Source organism: Variovorax sp. YR752 (assembly GCF_943372545.1).
In genome coordinates this window covers 1-15,114 of the sequence record NZ_CALRZC010000209.1, presented here as the reverse complement: position 1 = coordinate 15,114, position 15,114 = coordinate 1, and the positions used below count along the sequence as shown (strand labels likewise).

18 protein-coding genes are annotated in these 15,114 nt (G+C 70.1%); 4 read left to right on the top strand and 14 right to left on the bottom strand.

Going from position 1 to position 15,114, the window contains the following annotated elements:
• The 6 genes from AAG801_RS32705 to AAG801_RS32680 all read right to left on the bottom strand — a co-directional run.
• The coding region (locus tag AAG801_RS32705) for an aquaporin (RefSeq protein ID WP_341892151.1) at nt 1-282 on the bottom strand (282 nt) is incomplete at its 3' end.
• Nucleotides 283-449: 167 nt separating this feature from the next.
• A complete protein-coding gene (locus AAG801_RS32700) occupies nt 450-1,289 on the bottom strand; it encodes an HDOD domain-containing protein (RefSeq protein WP_341892150.1) in 840 nt (279 codons plus the stop codon).
• A 64-nt stretch (nt 1,290-1,353) separates the two neighbouring features.
• Nucleotides 1,354-2,370: an ABC transporter substrate-binding protein gene (locus AAG801_RS32695; protein ID WP_341892149.1), complete on the bottom strand. Its 1,017-nt coding sequence runs from the start codon at nt 2,368-2,370 to the stop codon at nt 1,354-1,356.
• 11 nt (nt 2,371-2,381) lie between these two features.
• Complete coding sequence (locus tag AAG801_RS32690) at nt 2,382-3,149, bottom strand: ABC transporter permease (protein ID WP_341892148.1); 768 nt, start codon at nt 3,147-3,149, stop codon at nt 2,382-2,384.
• Nucleotides 3,146-3,913 (bottom strand): ABC transporter ATP-binding protein, encoded by a 768-nt coding sequence (locus AAG801_RS32685; protein WP_341892147.1) that lies wholly within the window; start codon nt 3,911-3,913, stop codon nt 3,146-3,148. The genes AAG801_RS32690 and AAG801_RS32685 overlap by 4 nt, the downstream gene beginning before the upstream one ends.
• On the bottom strand, nt 3,910-5,025 hold the full coding sequence (locus AAG801_RS32680) for a DUF2855 family protein (protein WP_341892146.1): 1,116 nt from the start codon (nt 5,023-5,025) through the stop codon (nt 3,910-3,912). Before AAG801_RS32680 ends, AAG801_RS32685 begins: the two co-directional genes overlap by 4 nt.
• A 67-nt stretch (nt 5,026-5,092) precedes the next feature.
• Here AAG801_RS32680 and AAG801_RS32675 point away from each other — a divergent pair, with 67 nt between their 5' ends.
• Complete coding sequence (locus tag AAG801_RS32675) at nt 5,093-5,947, top strand: aldo/keto reductase (protein WP_341892145.1); 855 nt, start codon at nt 5,093-5,095, stop codon at nt 5,945-5,947.
• Nucleotides 5,948-6,023: 76 nt separating this feature from the next.
• On the opposite strand, the gene AAG801_RS32670 is transcribed toward AAG801_RS32675, so the two are convergent.
• The 3 genes from AAG801_RS32670 to AAG801_RS32660 form a co-directional block, all read right to left on the bottom strand.
• Entirely contained in the window at nt 6,024-6,281 is a 258-nt protein-coding gene (locus AAG801_RS32670) for a hypothetical protein (RefSeq protein WP_341892144.1), read from the bottom strand.
• A gap of 36 nt (nt 6,282-6,317) precedes the next feature.
• A complete protein-coding gene (locus AAG801_RS32665) occupies nt 6,318-6,479 on the bottom strand; it encodes a hypothetical protein (RefSeq protein WP_341892143.1) in 162 nt (53 codons plus the stop codon).
• 328 nt (nt 6,480-6,807) lie between these two features.
• Nucleotides 6,808-7,365, bottom strand: coding sequence for a hypothetical protein (locus AAG801_RS32660; RefSeq protein WP_341892142.1), 558 nt, complete (start codon nt 7,363-7,365; stop codon nt 6,808-6,810).
• Between the two features lie 84 nt (nt 7,366-7,449).
• Between AAG801_RS32660 and purT the strand changes: the two genes are divergently transcribed.
• Nucleotides 7,450-8,652 (top strand): formate-dependent phosphoribosylglycinamide formyltransferase, encoded by a 1,203-nt coding sequence (gene purT / locus AAG801_RS32655; protein ID WP_341892141.1) that lies wholly within the window; start codon nt 7,450-7,452, stop codon nt 8,650-8,652.
• A gap of 118 nt (nt 8,653-8,770) precedes the next feature.
• Nucleotides 8,771-9,172 (top strand): hypothetical protein, encoded by a 402-nt coding sequence (locus AAG801_RS32650; protein ID WP_341892140.1) that lies wholly within the window; start codon nt 8,771-8,773, stop codon nt 9,170-9,172.
• A 13-nt stretch (nt 9,173-9,185) separates the two neighbouring features.
• Here the strand turns inward: AAG801_RS32650 and AAG801_RS32645 are convergent, their stop codons facing one another.
• Together AAG801_RS32645 and fusA are read right to left on the bottom strand one after the other, a co-directional pair.
• On the bottom strand, nt 9,186-9,632 hold the full coding sequence (locus tag AAG801_RS32645) for an Hsp20/alpha crystallin family protein (RefSeq protein ID WP_341892139.1): 447 nt from the start codon (nt 9,630-9,632) through the stop codon (nt 9,186-9,188).
• 118 nt (nt 9,633-9,750) lie between these two features.
• Nucleotides 9,751-11,820, bottom strand: a complete 2,070-nt coding sequence (fusA, locus tag AAG801_RS32640) for an elongation factor G (protein WP_341892138.1) — start codon at nt 11,818-11,820, stop codon at nt 9,751-9,753.
• 348 nt (nt 11,821-12,168) lie between these two features.
• Between fusA and AAG801_RS32635 the strand changes: the two genes are divergently transcribed.
• On the top strand, nt 12,169-12,438 hold the full coding sequence (locus AAG801_RS32635) for a hypothetical protein (RefSeq protein WP_341892137.1): 270 nt from the start codon (nt 12,169-12,171) through the stop codon (nt 12,436-12,438).
• A 32-nt stretch (nt 12,439-12,470) separates the two neighbouring features.
• Here the strand turns inward: AAG801_RS32635 and AAG801_RS32630 are convergent, their stop codons facing one another.
• The 3 genes from AAG801_RS32630 to AAG801_RS32620 all read right to left on the bottom strand — a co-directional run.
• Nucleotides 12,471-13,673, bottom strand: coding sequence for an ABC transporter permease (locus tag AAG801_RS32630; RefSeq protein WP_341892136.1), 1,203 nt, complete (start codon nt 13,671-13,673; stop codon nt 12,471-12,473).
• Nucleotides 13,673-14,434, bottom strand: a complete 762-nt coding sequence (locus AAG801_RS32625; protein WP_341892135.1) for an ABC transporter ATP-binding protein — start codon at nt 14,432-14,434, stop codon at nt 13,673-13,675. The genes AAG801_RS32630 and AAG801_RS32625 overlap by 1 nt, the downstream gene beginning before the upstream one ends.
• Nucleotides 14,431-15,114: HlyD family efflux transporter periplasmic adaptor subunit (locus AAG801_RS32620; protein WP_341892134.1), on the bottom strand; the 684-nt coding region annotated here is incomplete at its 5' end. The genes AAG801_RS32620 and AAG801_RS32625, both read right to left, overlap by 4 nt.

Genomic DNA, 15,114 nt, shown 5'->3' with positions numbered 1-15,114 from the left:
GGCGACGACGGCGCCCAGCACCTGTGCGGCGATGTAGGGCAGCAGCTTGCCGGCCTCGAAGCGGCCGCCGGCCCACAGGCCGATCGACACCGCCGGGTTCAGGTGGCAGCCCGAGATGTGGCCGATCGCATAGGCCATCGTCACCACCGTCAGGCCGAAGGCCAGCGACACGCCGGTCAGGCCGATGCCCACCTCGGGGAACGCCGCGGCCAGCACCGCGCTGCCACACCCGCCCAGCACCAGCCAGAACGTGCCGAAGAACTCGGCGATGGTTGCTTTCATGTCAGTCTCTCCTCGTTGAAGTCGGCCGCGATGCCGGTCGGCTGCGGCTCGTGTTCGTGAACGAGCGCGACTATCTCCAGTGCCACACCTGACTGCCAGCGGCATCGGCGCACTCGCGTGACATCTTCACACCGCTGGCGCCGCAGCGCCACAGGGGCGAGGAGAGTTCAGGCCTCGACGCTGCGCACGAACTGCAGGGCCGAGGCCGGCGAGAGGTTGAGCATCGCGGCGATGTCGGCCACGTCGTCGGGCAGGGCGGCGTTGTCCCAGCCCTGCGCCGTGTGGCGCGCCAGTCGCACTGCGAGCAGCACGTTGCGCACGTTGGCCTGCTCGGCGTGGCGGTCGTCGCTGATGCGACGCAGCATCTCAGGCAGCCGCCAGGCCTTCATCAGCGCCTGCTGCAGGTCGTGCAGATCGATGCCGAGCACCTGCTTCTGGATCGTCGCCGAGCGCAGCGACGGGTCGGCCAGCTGGGCCGCGCGGATCTGCAGTGCCAGCGCCGGCGCATGGCACCACAGCAGCATCTCGGCGAAGTCGTGCAACAGCGCGGCCTCGTGGATCAGCGGCGCGTCCGGGTCCATGCGGTGCACCGCAAAGGCCAGTGCGAAGGTCGCGCCGCGGTGCGCGCGGCGGATCACGTCGCTCAGTCCGGCCAGCGCCTCGGGCACACCAGCCAGGTTCTGTTCGATCGCCGGCTGCCGCCCGAAGGCGCGGAAGAAGGGCGTGATGCCCATCATCACCAGTGTCGCGGTGACCGTCTCGGTGTCGGTGATCACGCGCGCTGGCCGGTGCGTCGCCGCGTAGGCCAGCACCTTCAGCGTCATCAGCGGATCGGCCGAGACCATTTCGCCGATGCCGTTGGCGTCGACCGCGTCCTCGTTCTCGCGCATCGCCTCGATCGCCTCGGCGGTCTGCGCCAGCACCGGGATCTCGGCACGGCGGAAGTGCTCGGTCCAGGCATCGAGGTCGCGCAGCGGTCGGGTCAGCAGTTCGTTCGGATCCGGCATGGTCAGCCCCGGATTCAGTGATCGTGATCCGTTATCGGCACGCCGCCGCCGCGCTTGAGAGTGCTCACTTGCCGCCGAGCTTCGCCTTCACGTCCATGCCGACCTTCTTGTTGACGAACTGGAAGGTCGCGACCCTGGACAGGTCGACCTCGCCCGGCTTGTATAGACCCGCCTTGACCATCTGCGCGTAGAAGTCCCTGATGCGGCCTTCGCTCATCGCGCCAATGCCGCCGGCCAGCGACTCGCCCGAGTCGACGATGCCCTGCTGCTTCATCAGCGCTGTCGAGGCCTCTAGCTCGGCTTCGCTCATCTCGGGGTTGTCCTTGATCATCAGCGCGTTGGCCGCGGTGCGGTTGCCGTAGAGGTAGTTGACCCAGCCGAGGATGGAGGCGTCGACGAAGCGCTGAACGAGATCGGGCTGGTTCTTCACCGTGTCCAGGCGCGTCTCGATCACCGTCGAATAGGTCGAGAAGCCGTGGTCGGCCAGCAGGTGCACGACGGGCTTGAACTTGCCCTGGTTCTCGACGTAGATCGGCTCGGCCACCGAGTAGCCCTGCTGGATCGCCTTGGTGTTGGCGAGAAAGGGGCCGAGGTTGTAGTTGTAGGGCTTGAGCGCTTCGTCCTTGAAGCCGTGCGTGACCTTCAGCCACTGCCACCAGGAGAACTGGCCGTCCTTGGCGATCAGTGCGGTCGGTGCGGTCTTCAAGGCCTCGAACTTCTCGTAGCCCTGGCCCGGGTGGGCGATCAGCGCCTGCGGGTCCTTCTGGAACATCGCCGCGACGACGACGGTCGGCACGCCGTTCTTCACGTTGTCGAAGTTGTGCAGCAGGTTGCCGGTCATCAGGAACTGGATGCGCCCGGCCGGCAGCAGCGGCCGGTTGTTGACCTGCGGGCCGCCGGGCTGGATGGTCACGTCCAGGCCGTACTTCCTGTAGGTGCCGTCGGCCAGCGCCTGGTAGAAGCCGCCGTGCGCGGCCTGCGCCTTCCAGTTGGTGGCGAAGATGACCTTGTCCTGCGCGAAGGCGGGCGCGGTGCTCAGCGTCACCAGCGTGGCGAGCAGCAGCGTGGGGCGGCGGATCATGGGCAGGCTCCTCAGTCGGGTCGCTCGCTAGCATGCCACCGGCCGAGCAGCTTGCGCGACAGCGCCTCGAATGACCAGAAGATCAGCACGCCGGTCAGCACCAGCAGCAGCAGCGCGGCGAACATCTTCGGCGTCTCGCTGCGGAAGCTCGCCTCGAGGATGCGCGAGGCCAAGCCGGTCTCACGGCCGGCCGCGCCGGCGACCATCTCCGCCGTCACCGCGCCGATCAGGCTCAGCCCGCCGGACACCTTCAGCCCGGCGATGAAGTAGGGCAGCGCGCTGGGCACCAGCAGCAGGCGCAGTCGCTGCCAGGGCGTGGCGCGGTAGAGGCGGTAGAGGTCGCGCAGGTTCGGGTCGGCGGCGCGCAGGCCGATCACCGTGTTCGACAGGATGGGGAAGAAGGCGACGATCCAGGCGCACAGCAGCAGCGCCGCGGTGGTGCTCTCGACGTAGATCAGGATCAGCGGCGCGATCGCGACGATGGGCGTGACCTGCAGCACCACCGCGATCGGCAGCAGCGCCGCTTCCGCCGTGCGCGACAGCGCGAACACCGAGGCGATCAATACGCCACCGGCACAGGCCAGCGCCAGCGCGCCGAAGGTGATCTTCAGCGTGAACCACCAGCTGCCGGCCAGCGAGCCGAAGTTGGCGAACAGCGTCTGCAGCACCAGCGAGGGTGCGGGCAGCGTGTAGTGCGGAATCTGCGCGACGCGCACCAGCGCTTCCCAGCCGAGCAGCAGTGCGGCCAGTGTGAGCAGTGGCAGCAGGCGCTGCTTCATGCGGCCGCGGGGTGCGTGTGCGCGGCCGCCAGCGCGCGCGCCAGGCTCGCGCAGGCCTCGAGGTAGACCGCCGAAGTGCGGAAGGCCGCATCGCGCTGCGGCGGCGTGTCGATGATCACCTCGGCGACCACCCGCCCCGGCCGGGCGCTCATCACCAGCACCCGCTGGCTGAGGAACACCGCCTCGTAGACGCTGTGGGTGACGAACAGCACCGCCAGCGACTGCGCGCGCCAGGCCTCGAGCAGGTCGGCGTTGAGCTTCTGCCGCGTGATCTCGTCGAGCGCGGCGAAGGGCTCGTCCATCAGCAGCAACTGCGGCCTGGTGACCAGCGCGCGGGCGATCGATGCGCGCATCTTCATGCCGCCGGAGAGTTCGCCCGGGAAGGCATTGGCGAAGTCCGCCAGGCACACCGCGGCGAGCGTGGCAAGGACGCGCTCGCGTGCTTCGGCACGACCCGTGCCGGCCAGGCGCAGCGGCAGCCAGACGTTGTCGAACACACTGGCCCAGGGCATCAGCGTCGGCTCCTGAAACACGAAGGCGGTGCGCGCCTCGCCGTCGCGCAGCGCCGGCGAGTCGACTCGCCCGGCACTGGCGCTGTCCAGCCCGGCCGCCAAGCGCAGCACCGTGCTCTTGCCGCAGCCCGAGGGGCCGAGCAAGGTGACGAACTCGCCGGGCTGTACGGCGAGGCTCGTGCCGGCCAGCGCCTGCACGCCGGTGGCAAAGCGTTTGTCGACCGCGTCCAGCGTGACGATCGCTTCGCTCATTCGGCGAGCGAAAGCATGTGACCGTCCTGCGGCGCCGCGTGGCCATCGAGCAGCGCGCGATAGACCGCCTCGGCCGCCTGCGGGCCACGGTGCGTCACCACACTCAGCCACGGCGGCTGCGCGCTCGTCACCGGCTTCATGAACTCGACCCAGGCGGCGCCGAGCCGCTGCTGCAGGCCGGCAGGCCCCCATTGCTCCATGCGCTTGCTGGCCTGTGCCGGCGCGAAGAAGAGTGTGGGCCGCGGCCCGGGCAGGTCGCGGTTGCCGCCCTTGGCCAACAGGTCGGTCCAGTGCGTGCCGCCGACCGAGCAGCTGTGCAGCAGCCGCTCGCCGAAGGCCTCGTGGATGGTGCGGCGCAGGCCGGCGCTGCCGCTGAAGTCGACGTAGACCGCGGGGGTCGCGGCGTCGAGGGCGCCGGGCAGGGCATCGTAGGCCAGCACCTCGTCATAGCAGCCGAGTGCCTTCGTGAAGGCGACGTTGGCGGCCGAGGTCAACCCGACGATGCGCAGCGCGCCCGGCTGGCCCCGCCGCTGCGCGAGGCAGAAGGCGGTGCCGTAGGCCGTCTTGCTCGAGGCGCTGGACAGCAGCACCTGGGCCGCGCCGAAGCCGGCGTTGTCGACAATGAAGTCGTCGATCAGGAACGAGGTGGTGAACAGCGGCCGCAGCAGCGCCTGTTCGGCCTCGTGCGCGGCGTCGTAGCCGGCATCGGCGCTGCAGCGCGCGTAGTGGTTGTAGAGCGCATGCAGCGCGTGGCGATGTTCGGCGCCGTCGACGAAGCCGCGCGGGTTGGCGCGTGCCGGCTGCACGATCAGTTCGTCGCCGAGCGGCCAGTAGCCGTAGAAGCGCTCGCCAACCGCGACCGCCTCATGACGCGACTCGATCGCCGTGCCAAAGCCCCACACCGGCAGGCAGCCGGTGGCCGCATCGCCGCTGGGGAAGAAGTCCCAGTAGTGCATCGCGTCGCCGAAGGCGGCGTAGGTGATGTTGTTGGCGGTCAGCGCCACGTCGTCTACGCGGAAGCGGACCTCGCCGTCGGCGAGCGGGCGGGCCGCAGACTCCACCCAGCGGATGGCGTGGAGGTCATTGCGGGTGATGTGCAGTCGCAGCGGCATGAGAGGTCCTTTCGTCGGGCGCGGCCGAGCCGCCTACCATGCAGTATCGCGTCAGGAGAGTGCACTCATGCAGCAAGTCCGCTTTGCCGATGGATCGACTTGGCCCTCGCTCGGCCTGGGCACCTGGCGCATGGGCGAGTCGGCCCGTTCGCGCGCCGCCGAGGTGGCTGCCGTGCGGCTGGCGCTCGAGATCGGCTACCGCGTGATCGACACCGCCGAGATGTACGGCGAAGGCGGTGCCGAGGAGGTGGTCGGCCAGGCGCTGGCCGAGGCGATGCGTGCGGGCACCGTCACGCGCGACCAGGTGTTCGTCGTCAGCAAGGTCTACCCGCACAGCGCCAGCCGTGCCGGCGTGCGCGCCGCCTGCGAGCGCAGCCGCCGGCGCCTCGGGCTGGATCGCATCGACCTCTACCTGCTGCACTGGCGCGGCGAGCATGCGCTGGCCGAGACGGTCGCGGGCTTCGAAGCGCTGATGACCCAGGGCCACATCGCGCGCTGGGGCGTCAGCAACTTCGACGTCGCCGACATGGAGGAACTGCTGGCGGTGGACGGTGGCGCCGCCTGCGTGGCCAACCAGGTCTATTACTCGGTGGGCGAGCGCGGCGCCGGTTTCGAACTGCTGCCCTGGCTGCAGCGCCACCGCATGCCGCTGATGGCCTACTGCCCGATCGACCAGGGCCGGCTGGCCGGCGACGCGGCGCTGGCCACGGTGGCGCGCCGGCACGGGGCCACGGCCTCGCAAGTGGCGCTGGCCTGGGCGATGCAGCAGCCCGGCGTGATGGCGATTCCGAAGGCGGTGCGCGAGGCGCATCTGCGCGAGAACTTCGCGGCCGCGTTGCTGTACTTGACGGCACAGGATCTCGCCGAGATCGATGCACGCTTTCCCCCGCCGACGCGCCGCAGCGCGCTCGCGATGGTCTGAACCCTGCCGGGCCCGACGGAAAAACGCCCCGGAAGCTGTTCACCTCCGGGGCGCGCGGTGGGCATCGTGGCCGTGATCACAGGCGCTTCACGCCGTGCAGCCAGCCGACCAACTGGCCGTCGAGGTACAGCGCACCTTCCGGTGCACCGGCCTCGGCGTAGAACTCCAGCCGCGGGTCGGTGCGCGGGCGGCGCGAACCGACGGCGAGGCGCCGTGCCACGCGGGCCAGCGCAGCGCTGGCGTTGCGCAGCACGCCGGCGGCGGCGTGGCGGGCGAAAGTGGAGTGCAGCGGCCGTTCGGCGAGCGGGCTCCAGCGAGAGGCTTTCGGGCTCATGGTGGTCTCCAGGGCGCGGCTCGGGCCGCGCTTGATTCAGGGGCTGTGTTGTTTCATCCGGGTCAGTTCGCGCCGCAGTGCCTGGTCGGCCTGCTGCCGCGAGAGGCGGCTGCCGGCGCCGTGCATGCCGGCGCGACGGAAGCGCGCGGCAGCCACCAGCGGATTGCGGGGCTTGAGGGTCTTCAGCGTGATCTTCATGTCGGCATCTCCTCGGTCGGCGGCCACGAGGGCCTGAAAGTGCGACGGCCCGGGTGCTTGCGCATCCCGGGCCGTCGAAGGCTGAAGCGGCAGTGGCGGCTTCAGCCCGGATCGGATCCGGAACGCACGGGGCACACAGCGATGGCCTGCCACAGCGCCGGCGCGGCCACGGCGGGGCGGCGCGAACAAGCTGCAGTCGGGAACATCGGACGGGTCATCGGGCGCAAGGTGGGTGGATCGGAGGGTGTCGTCGGGCAGCGGCGGCTGTCGCGACTTGCCCGAATGATAAAGGATTGATTATCTTTGGCAAGATCCCTATATCTAGGGGTCAAGGCTTGCGTTTCAGCGGCGCCACACCGGTCTGCGTGCGCGCCCACAGGTCGGCGGTGTCGTCGCGTGCGGGGGCGGCGGGCTTGCCCGGTGTCTTGGCAGCCAGTGGCGCGGGCGGCGACGGCGAAGCGGCCAGCACCTCGCCGAGCAGGTCGAGCAGGCGCGTGCGTGCACGCTGCGGGTGGCGCCGGTAGTAGGTCAGCACCAGGCCGACGATGAAACGTTCGTCGTCGTCCTGCGGGATGTTGTGCGGCGGCTCCTCCGGCGCCTGGGCCGCCGCGGCCACGCCAGCGCCATGCGGCTGGTCCATCCAGCCCGGCGGCTTGTGGCACAGCACCTCGAACTGGCGCGCCAGGCGCTCGCCGATCTGCCGCGAGCGGCCCTTGATCTGGCTCCAGTAGCTCGGCTGGATCTGCAGCCGCTCGGCGAAGCGCCGCTCCAGGCCGCGCAGCGTCGCCGCATCGGGATGTTTCACCGTGGCCTGCACGAACTCCTCGAACAGCAGCAGGGCGTTGTCGAGGCGGATCTGGGCGACGTCGCGCACACCGGGAGTCATGCCTCGATGATAAAGGGGCCTTGAGCAGGCTCGGTGCAAGACGGCCGCGAGACAATCCACGCCGATTTCGAAAGGCTTCACACCATGACGACGCTCGGCACCCCCCTGTCACCCACCGCCACCAAGGTCATGCTGCTGGGCAGCGGCGAACTCGGCAAGGAGGTGCTGATCGCGCTGCAGCGCCTGGGTGTCGAAACCATCGCGGTGGACCGCTACGACAATGCGCCCGGCCAGCAGGTGGCGCATCACGCGCGCACCATCACGATGAGCGACCCGGCGCAGCTCAAGGCGCTGATCGAGGCCGAGCGGCCGATGCTGGTGGTGCCGGAGATCGAGGCGATCGCCACGCCGATGCTCGAGCAGCTCGAGGCGCAGGGCCTGGTGCGGGTGATCCCGACCGCGCGTGCCGCGCGGCTGACGATGGACCGCGAGGGCATCCGCCGCCTGGCCGCCGAGACCCTGCGCCTGCCCACCAGCCCCTACCAGTTCTGCGACTCGCTGGAGGAACTTCAGGCGGCCATCGACGGCGGTATCGGCTATCCCTGCATCGTCAAGCCGGTGATGAGCAGCTCCGGCAAGGGCCAGAGCAAGATCGACGGGCCTGACGACGTGCGAAAGGCCTGGGACTACGCGATGGCCGGCGGCCGGGTGGCCAAGGGCCGCGTGATCGTCGAAGGCTTCATCGATTTCGACTACGAGATCACGCTGCTGACCGTGCGCGCAGTGGACGCACGCGGCGGCGTGCAGACGCACTTCTGCGATCCCATCGGCCATGTGCAGGTCAGCGGCGACTACGTCGAGAGCTGGCAGCCGCAGCCGATGAGCGAGGCGGCGCTGGAGCGCGCGCGGCTGATCGCCGAAGCGGTGACCGACGACCTCGGCGGCCTCGGGCTGTTCGGCGTCGAGCTGTTCGTCAAGGGCGACCAGGTCTGGTTCAGCGAGGTCTCGCCGCGCCCGCACGACACTGGCATGGTGACAATGACCACGCAGTGGCAGAACGAGTTCGAGCTGCACGCCCGCGCCATCCTCGGCCTGCCGGTGGACACCACGCTGAAGAGCCCGGGCGCCAGCGCGGTGATCTACGGCGGCGTCGATGCGCAGGGCATCGTCTTCGACGGCGTCGAGGCTGCGCTGTCGGTGCCCGGCACCGAGCTGCGGCTGTTCGGCAAGCCGGAGAGTTTCGTCAAGCGCCGCATGGGCGTGGCGCTGGCCCGGCACGACGATGTCGACGTGGCACGGCAGCGCGCCAAGCAGGCGGCGGCCTGCGTGAAGCCGCGCGCAGCCTGACCAGGCGCGCCTTGTCGTTTTCGATGATGGCGATCAGAAATTCGTCACGCAGACGTCTAACCGTTCAGTTTTGCCGCTCGGGAATGGATACCCTGCTCGCTGGTGCAGGGGAATGAACATGGACATGGCCATCACGCTCGCCGTTGCGGCTGTTGCAGCGATCGTCGGCGCCGCAGCCGGCGCGATGCTGGCGCGCGGCAGGGGAGCGGGAGGCGCGGCGGCACGTCTCGAGCGTGCCGAGGCAGCACTTCGCGAGGAAGTCTCGCGAGCACAGGCTGCAGCGGCCGCTGCCGAGTCGCGCGCCAGGCGCGACGTGACCGCCTTGCAGGCCGAGATGGCCGCGCGCATCGAGCGGCTCGGCGCCGAACACCGCGCCGAGCAGGAGAAGCTGGCGCGGCACCTCACCGAGGCCTACGACGAACTCGACAAGCTGCGCGTTCGCGGCGGCGCCGCCGGCTCGCCCCGTGGCCCGGACACGGGCCAGGGCTTCCCGGCGACGATGCCGCTGGGCGACCTGTAGCCGCCCACAGGGCTCAGCGCACTGCCACGCGCGTCGACTTCGGCGCGTCCTTCTTCGGCAGCGTCAGCGTCAGCACGCCGTCCTCGAACTTCGCGTCCGAGGCGCTGGCGTCCACCGCCTGCGGCAACTCGAACGAGCGCGCGTACGACTCGTGGCTGCGCTCGCTGTACAGCACCCGCTCGCCGGACTTGCGCTCGGTCTGGGTGTTCACCTTCGCGGCGATGGAGACGTAGGCACCGTCGATCTCGATGCTGATGTCCTCCTTCTTCGCGCCGGGCAGTTCTGCGCGCACCTCGTAGTTGCCGTTGCGCTCGGTCACGTCGAGGCGGGCGCGCGAGACCAGCGACTGCGCAGCACGCTGGCCGGCCCAGTCGTTGAACATCGCGTCGACCAGGCTGAACGGATCGCGCGACACGGGCGAGGTGAGTTGCGAAGCGGGACGGGACAGGACAGAGAACATGTGAACCTCCTTCGTCAGCAAGGCGACCGACGGCCGCCGATGACAAGGAGATAGGGGGCCAGGCGCGTGGATTCAAGGGCGCGGCACTGCCGATCTCTGCGCTGCATCAAACCGGCGGCTACTCCTCTTCGCGCGGCTTGAACTGGCCGGCCAGCTGCGCCTGCACGGCTGGCGGCACGGCTTCGTAGTGGCTCAGCGCCAGCGTGTAGCGGCCCTGGCCGCCGGTCATGCCGTTCAGGCGCGCCTGGTAGCCGTTGAGCTCCGACAGCGGCACCTGCCCGTTGACGACGATCGCACCACCCATCAGGGCCTGCGTGCCGCTGACCTGCCCGCGCTTGGCGGACAGGTCGCCGGTGATGTCGCCCATCGCCGGCTCGGGCGCGTGGATCTCGACCTTGACGATCGGCTCCAGCACGATCGGCTTGGCCTTCAGCACCGCGTCGACGAAGGCCTTGCGGCCGGCGGTGGCGAAGGCGATGTCCTTCGAGTCGACACTGTGCGACTTGCCGTCGTAGACGGTCACGCGCACGTCCTTCACCGGATAGCCGGCGACCACGCCGGCGTCCAGCGCCTGGCGCACGCCCTTCTCGACGGCGGGGATGAACTGCGTCGGGATGGTGCCGCCCTTGACCTGGTCGACGAACTCGAAGCCGGCGCCGCGCGGCAGCGGCTCGATGCGCAGGTAGACCTCGCCGAACTGCCCGGCGCCGCCGCTCTGCTTCTTGTGGCGGTGGTGGCCCTCGGCCGGCGCGGTGATGGTCTCTCGGTAGGCGATGCGCGGCGGGCGTGTGTTCACCTCGCACTTGTAGACCTCGGTCATGCGTTCGAGCAGCGTGCGCAGGTGCAGCTCGCCCAGGCCGTAGACCACCGTCTCGTTGGTCACCGCGACATGCTCGACCTTCAGGCATGGGTCTTCATCAACCAGCTTGGAGAGGATCTCCCACATGCGCTGCTCGTCGCCGCGCCGCTTGGGCTCGATCGCCAGGCCGTGCACCGGCACCGGGAAGGGCAAGGGCTTGAGGTGCAGGTGGTCGTCCTCGGCAGCGTCGTGCAGCACCGCATCGAAGTGGATCTCGTCGACCTTGGCGACGGCGCAGATGTCGCCCGGCACGCCGCAGGGCACCTCGACGTGCTCCTTGCCCTGCAGCATGAACAGGTGCCCGACCTTGAAGGGCTTGCGGCCGTCGCCGATGTAGAGCTGGCTGTCGCGCGTCACCGTGCCCTGGTGGATGCGGAAGATGCCCATGCGGCCGACGTACGGGTCGACGGTCACCTTGAAGACATGGGCGATGACGTGCTTGGACGGATCCGGGTCGGCATGCAGTTCCGCAGCGGCTTCGCCTTCTCCCTTGTAGAACTGCGGCGGGTTGCCTTCGCCCGGGTGCGGCAGCAGCAATTCGATGACGTCGAGCAGTTCGGCCACGCCGGCGCCGCTGCGCGCGGAGACGAAGCACACCGGGATCAGGTGGCCTTCGCGCAGCGCCTGCTCGAGCGGGGCGTGCAGTTCCTTCGGGTCAACGTCGCCGTCGTTCAGGTAGCGGTCGACAAAGCCGGCATCCACCTCGACCACCTGCTCGACCAGCGCGCGGTGTGCATCGGCCACCGAGCCGAAGTCGCTGTCGCCGCTGGTGTTGAAGAAGCAGTCGATCACCTGGGTGCCGCCGGCGGCCGGCAGGTTCAGCGGCAGGCACTCCTTGCCGAAGGCCTCGCGGATCTGCGCCAGCAGCGCCGGCAGGTCGACGCCCTGCGCATCGATCTTGTTGACGACGACGAGGCGGTCCAGCCCGCGCTCGGCCGCCCAGGCCATCATGCGCGTGCTCATCATCTCGATGCCGGTGCTGGCGTTGATCACCACCGCGGCGGTCTCCACCGCCTCGAGCGCGGTCATCGACTGGCCGACGAAGTCCGGGTAGCCGGGCGTGTCGAGCAGGTGGATGCGCGTGCCGCCGTGCTCGAAGTGCATCACCGCCGAGTTCAGCGAATGCTGGGCGCGGCGCTCCATCGGGTCGAAGTCGCTGACCGTGGTGCCGCGCTCCAGGCTGCCCGGTGCGCCGATCGCGCCGGCCTTGTGCAGCAGCGCTTCCGCGAGGCTGGTCTTGCCCGAGGCCGACTGGCCGACCAGGGCCAGCGTGCGGATGCGCTCGATGGCGCGGGTGTCGGTGGCGGTGGGGCTGGGAGTGAGAGGCATGACGCGCTCCTTGGTGAGGCGCGTCTCCTGCGCCAGGGGGTTGGGCGGGAAGGTCGAAGCCAGCGTAGATCAATCGCCCGTCGGGGGCAAGCCTTGGCATCAAGCCGCCGGCCGGTGTGACTTTGCGCATGCGCCGCGCCCGCTTGTGACGGATGGCGCACCGCGCCGGTAGCGAGCGCTCTCGGGGCGCCGTGCGCTCCGCACGGCCTGCTCCCCGTGTTTCGGGGAGTGGTCGGGCGGGGCCGCCTCGGGCTGTGAACCATGCCCCACCACGACCGGCGGCGCCGGCGTGCAATGGCGACACCGCGGCGGGACAGCGTTGCGGCAATCAACGAACAAGGTCAAAGAATGGACGTCGTCATGCAAACCAGCCAGCCCACCCCGTCGGCCACCCCGCGCTCCGCGCGCGTCGGCATCGCGATCGGTTTCGCCGCCATCGCGATCGCCGCGGTGATGTCCAATGCCAGCGCCGTCACGCACCCGGCCGATCGGCCGGCCGCTGGCGCCGCCGTCGCGCCGCCGTCGAGCCTTTCCGATCTGTCCGCCCAGGTCGACTGGTCGCGCGTCCAGGCGGCGAACATCACGCCGGCCGAGTCGGTCGCCGCCTACGACCGCTAAGTGCACGATGCACGCGCAATGCGCGCGCCGCGTCACTCGTGGCGCAGCGCGTCGATCGGGTCCAGCCGCGCGGCCCGGCGTGCCGGCACGTAGCCGAACACCACGCCGATCGCGGCCGAGAACACGAAGGACATCAGGTTGATCGACGCATCGAAGGCGTAGGGGATCTGCATCAGCTGCGCCAGCGCGATCGACGCGCCGGTGGCCAGCACGATGCCGATCAGCCCGCCCAGCGAGGCGAGCACGACCGCCTCGACGAGGAACTGCATCAGCACCTCGCGCTCGAGTGCGCCGATCGCCAGCCGCACGCCGATCTCGCGCGTGCGCTCGGTGACGCTGACCAGCATGATGTTCATGATGCCGATGCCGCCGACGACCAGGCTCACCGCCGCGACGGCGCCGAGCAGCATGGTCATCACCTGCGTGGTGCCCGACATGGTGTCGGCGATCTGCCGCGTGTCGAGCACGTTGAAGTTGTTGTCCTCGGCGTCGGCCAGGCGGCGCCGTTCGCGCATCAGGTTCTCCAGGCCGGCCTTGACGCGCGTGGCGTCGCTGCCCTCGCTCATCGACACCAGGATGGTGTTGATGCGCGTGTGACCGACGACGCGCCGCTGCATCGTCGCCAGCGGCAGCACCAGCAGGTTGTCCTGGTCGTTGCCCATCGCACCCTGGCCCTTGGAGTTCAGCAGCCCGACCACGGTGCAGGAGAACTTCTTCACCCGCACCTGCTCGCCGATGGGGTCGGCCGTGCCGAACAGCTCGCGCCGCACCGTGGCGCCGAGCACGCAGACCGCCGCGCCGACACGCTCCTCGTCGGGCTCGAAGCCGCGGCCCGAGGCCAGCGTCCAGTTGCTGACGCTGAACCAGTCCTGCGTCGAGCCAGTCACCCCGGCCGACCAGTTGCGCCCGTTGGCCACCAGCGTCGCACTGCTGCGCACCTCGGGCGCGACCAGGCGAACGCCGCCGATCTGCGCGGCGATCGCCTCGACGTCGGAGCCGTTGAAGGCCGGCCCGCCGCTGCTGCCCGGGCCCATGCGCTGGCCGGGCATCAGCATCAGCAGGTTGCTGCCCAGGCTGGCGATCTGCGTCTGCACCGCGCGCGTCGCGCCGTTGCCCAGCGTGACCATCGTGATCACCGCGCTGACGCCGATCACGATGCCGAGCATGGTCAGGAAGGAGCGCAGCAGGTTGCGGCGGATCTCGCGCAGGGCCAGCAGCAGGGTGTTGAACCACATCACGCCACCCCTTCGATCACCGCCGCCGGCGCGGCATGCGCCGTCTGCCGCCGGTCGCTGTCGATGCGGCCGTCGACGAAGCGCACGATGCGCCGCGCGTAGGCCGCCATGTCGGGCTCGTGGGTGACCATGATCACGGTGATGCCCTGCTCGGTGTTCAAGCGCGTCAGCAGCTCCATGATCTCCTGGCCGCGCTGGCTGTCGAGGTTGCCGGTCGGCTCGTCGGCAAGCAGCACCTCGGGCTTCGTCACGATCGCACGCGCGATCGCCACGCGCTGCTGCTGGCCGCCGGAGAGTTCGGCCGGCGTGTGGTGCTCCCAGCCGTCCAGGCCGACCGAGGCCAGCGCCGCGCGCGCCTGCGCATGGCGCGAGGCGGCGCTCTCGCCGCGGTAGAGCAGCGGCAGCTCGACGTTCTCCTGCGCCGTGGTGCGCGCCAGCAGGTTGAAACCCTGGAAGACGAAGCCGAGGTACTTGCGGCGCAGCCGCGCGCGCTGGTCGCGGCTGAGTCGACTGACCGACATGCCGCGGAACAGGTACTCGCCGCTGGTCGGCACGTCCAGGCAGCCGAGCGTGTTCATCGCGGTCGACTTGCCCGAGCCGCTCGGGCCCATGATGGCGACGAAGTCACCCTGCGCGATGTCGAGGTCCACCCCCTTGAGGGCCTGGAAGGCGGCCTGGCCTTGACCGTAGGTCTTGGTGATGCCGCGCAGGCGGATCAACGGTGTCGTGTCGGCGCCCGCCGTGTGCGCGGCGTCGTTCACTTCGCCGCTCCGCTGCGCTGGTCGACGATCACCGCGTCACCCTCGGCCAGGCCAGGGCCGGACACCTCGGTGCGCCGGCCATCGCTGGCGCCCACCGTCACCCGCACGCCCACCGGCTGGCCGTCGCGCAGCACCCAGAGCTGGCGCGAGCCGCCGCTGGCGCTGCCGTTGCCGGCCGTGCCGCTGCGCCGCGCGACGCTGCCCGGCGGGCGCGGCATCAGTTTCGAGACGATGCTGCCGCCGCTCGCGGCCGGCGCCGACGCGGCGGACGCCGAATCGGCCGCCGCGGCCGGCGTGAAGCGCAGCGCGGTGTTGGGCACCAGCAGCGCGGGCTGGCGGTCGCTGGTCTGGATGGTCGCCGTCGCGGTCATGCCGGGGCGCAGCGTCAGGTCGCGGTTGTCGACGTCGAGCAGCGTGGTGTAGGTCACCACGTTGTCGGTCTTGGTCGAACCGTAGGCGACACGCCGCACCGTCGCCGGGTACTTGCGGTTGAGGTAGGCGCCGACGGTGAAGCTGGCCTTCTGGCCGTTGGCGACCAGGCCGACGTCGGTCTCGTCGACGTTGACTTCGAGCTGCAGCTGCGTCAGGTCCTCGGCGATGGTGAACAGCGTCACCGCCTGCAGCGAGGCGGCCACCGCGTTGCCGGGGTCGACCGCGCGCGTCAGCACCACGCCGTCGAT

What these genes read in the sequence shown, in the direction of transcription:
- purT (WP_341892141.1), top strand. Translation starts at nt 7,450, where the DNA reads ATGACGACGCTCGGCACCCCCCTGTCACCCACCGCCACCAAGGTCATG.
- AAG801_RS32680 (WP_341892146.1), bottom strand. Translation starts at nt 5,025, where the DNA reads ATGCCGCTGCGACTGCACATCACCCGCAATGACCTCCACGCCATCCGC.
- AAG801_RS32700 (WP_341892150.1), bottom strand. Translation starts at nt 1,289, where the DNA reads ATGCCGGATCCGAACGAACTGCTGACCCGACCGCTGCGCGACCTCGAT.
- fusA (WP_341892138.1), bottom strand. Translation starts at nt 11,820, where the DNA reads ATGCCTCTCACTCCCAGCCCCACCGCCACCGACACCCGCGCCATCGAG.
- AAG801_RS32685 (WP_341892147.1), bottom strand. Translation starts at nt 3,913, where the DNA reads ATGAGCGAAGCGATCGTCACGCTGGACGCGGTCGACAAACGCTTTGCC.
- AAG801_RS32695 (WP_341892149.1), bottom strand. Translation starts at nt 2,370, where the DNA reads ATGATCCGCCGCCCCACGCTGCTGCTCGCCACGCTGGTGACGCTGAGC.
- AAG801_RS32660 (WP_341892142.1), bottom strand. Translation starts at nt 7,365, where the DNA reads ATGACTCCCGGTGTGCGCGACGTCGCCCAGATCCGCCTCGACAACGCC.
- AAG801_RS32630 (WP_341892136.1), bottom strand. Translation starts at nt 13,673, where the DNA reads ATGTGGTTCAACACCCTGCTGCTGGCCCTGCGCGAGATCCGCCGCAAC.
- AAG801_RS32650 (WP_341892140.1), top strand. Translation starts at nt 8,771, where the DNA reads ATGGACATGGCCATCACGCTCGCCGTTGCGGCTGTTGCAGCGATCGTC.
- AAG801_RS32665 (WP_341892143.1), bottom strand. Translation starts at nt 6,479, where the DNA reads ATGAAGATCACGCTGAAGACCCTCAAGCCCCGCAATCCGCTGGTGGCT.
- AAG801_RS32645 (WP_341892139.1), bottom strand. Translation starts at nt 9,632, where the DNA reads ATGTTCTCTGTCCTGTCCCGTCCCGCTTCGCAACTCACCTCGCCCGTG.
- AAG801_RS32635 (WP_341892137.1), top strand. Translation starts at nt 12,169, where the DNA reads ATGGACGTCGTCATGCAAACCAGCCAGCCCACCCCGTCGGCCACCCCG.
- AAG801_RS32690 (WP_341892148.1), bottom strand. Translation starts at nt 3,149, where the DNA reads ATGAAGCAGCGCCTGCTGCCACTGCTCACACTGGCCGCACTGCTGCTC.
- AAG801_RS32675 (WP_341892145.1), top strand. Translation starts at nt 5,093, where the DNA reads ATGCAGCAAGTCCGCTTTGCCGATGGATCGACTTGGCCCTCGCTCGGC.
- AAG801_RS32670 (WP_341892144.1), bottom strand. Translation starts at nt 6,281, where the DNA reads ATGAGCCCGAAAGCCTCTCGCTGGAGCCCGCTCGCCGAACGGCCGCTG.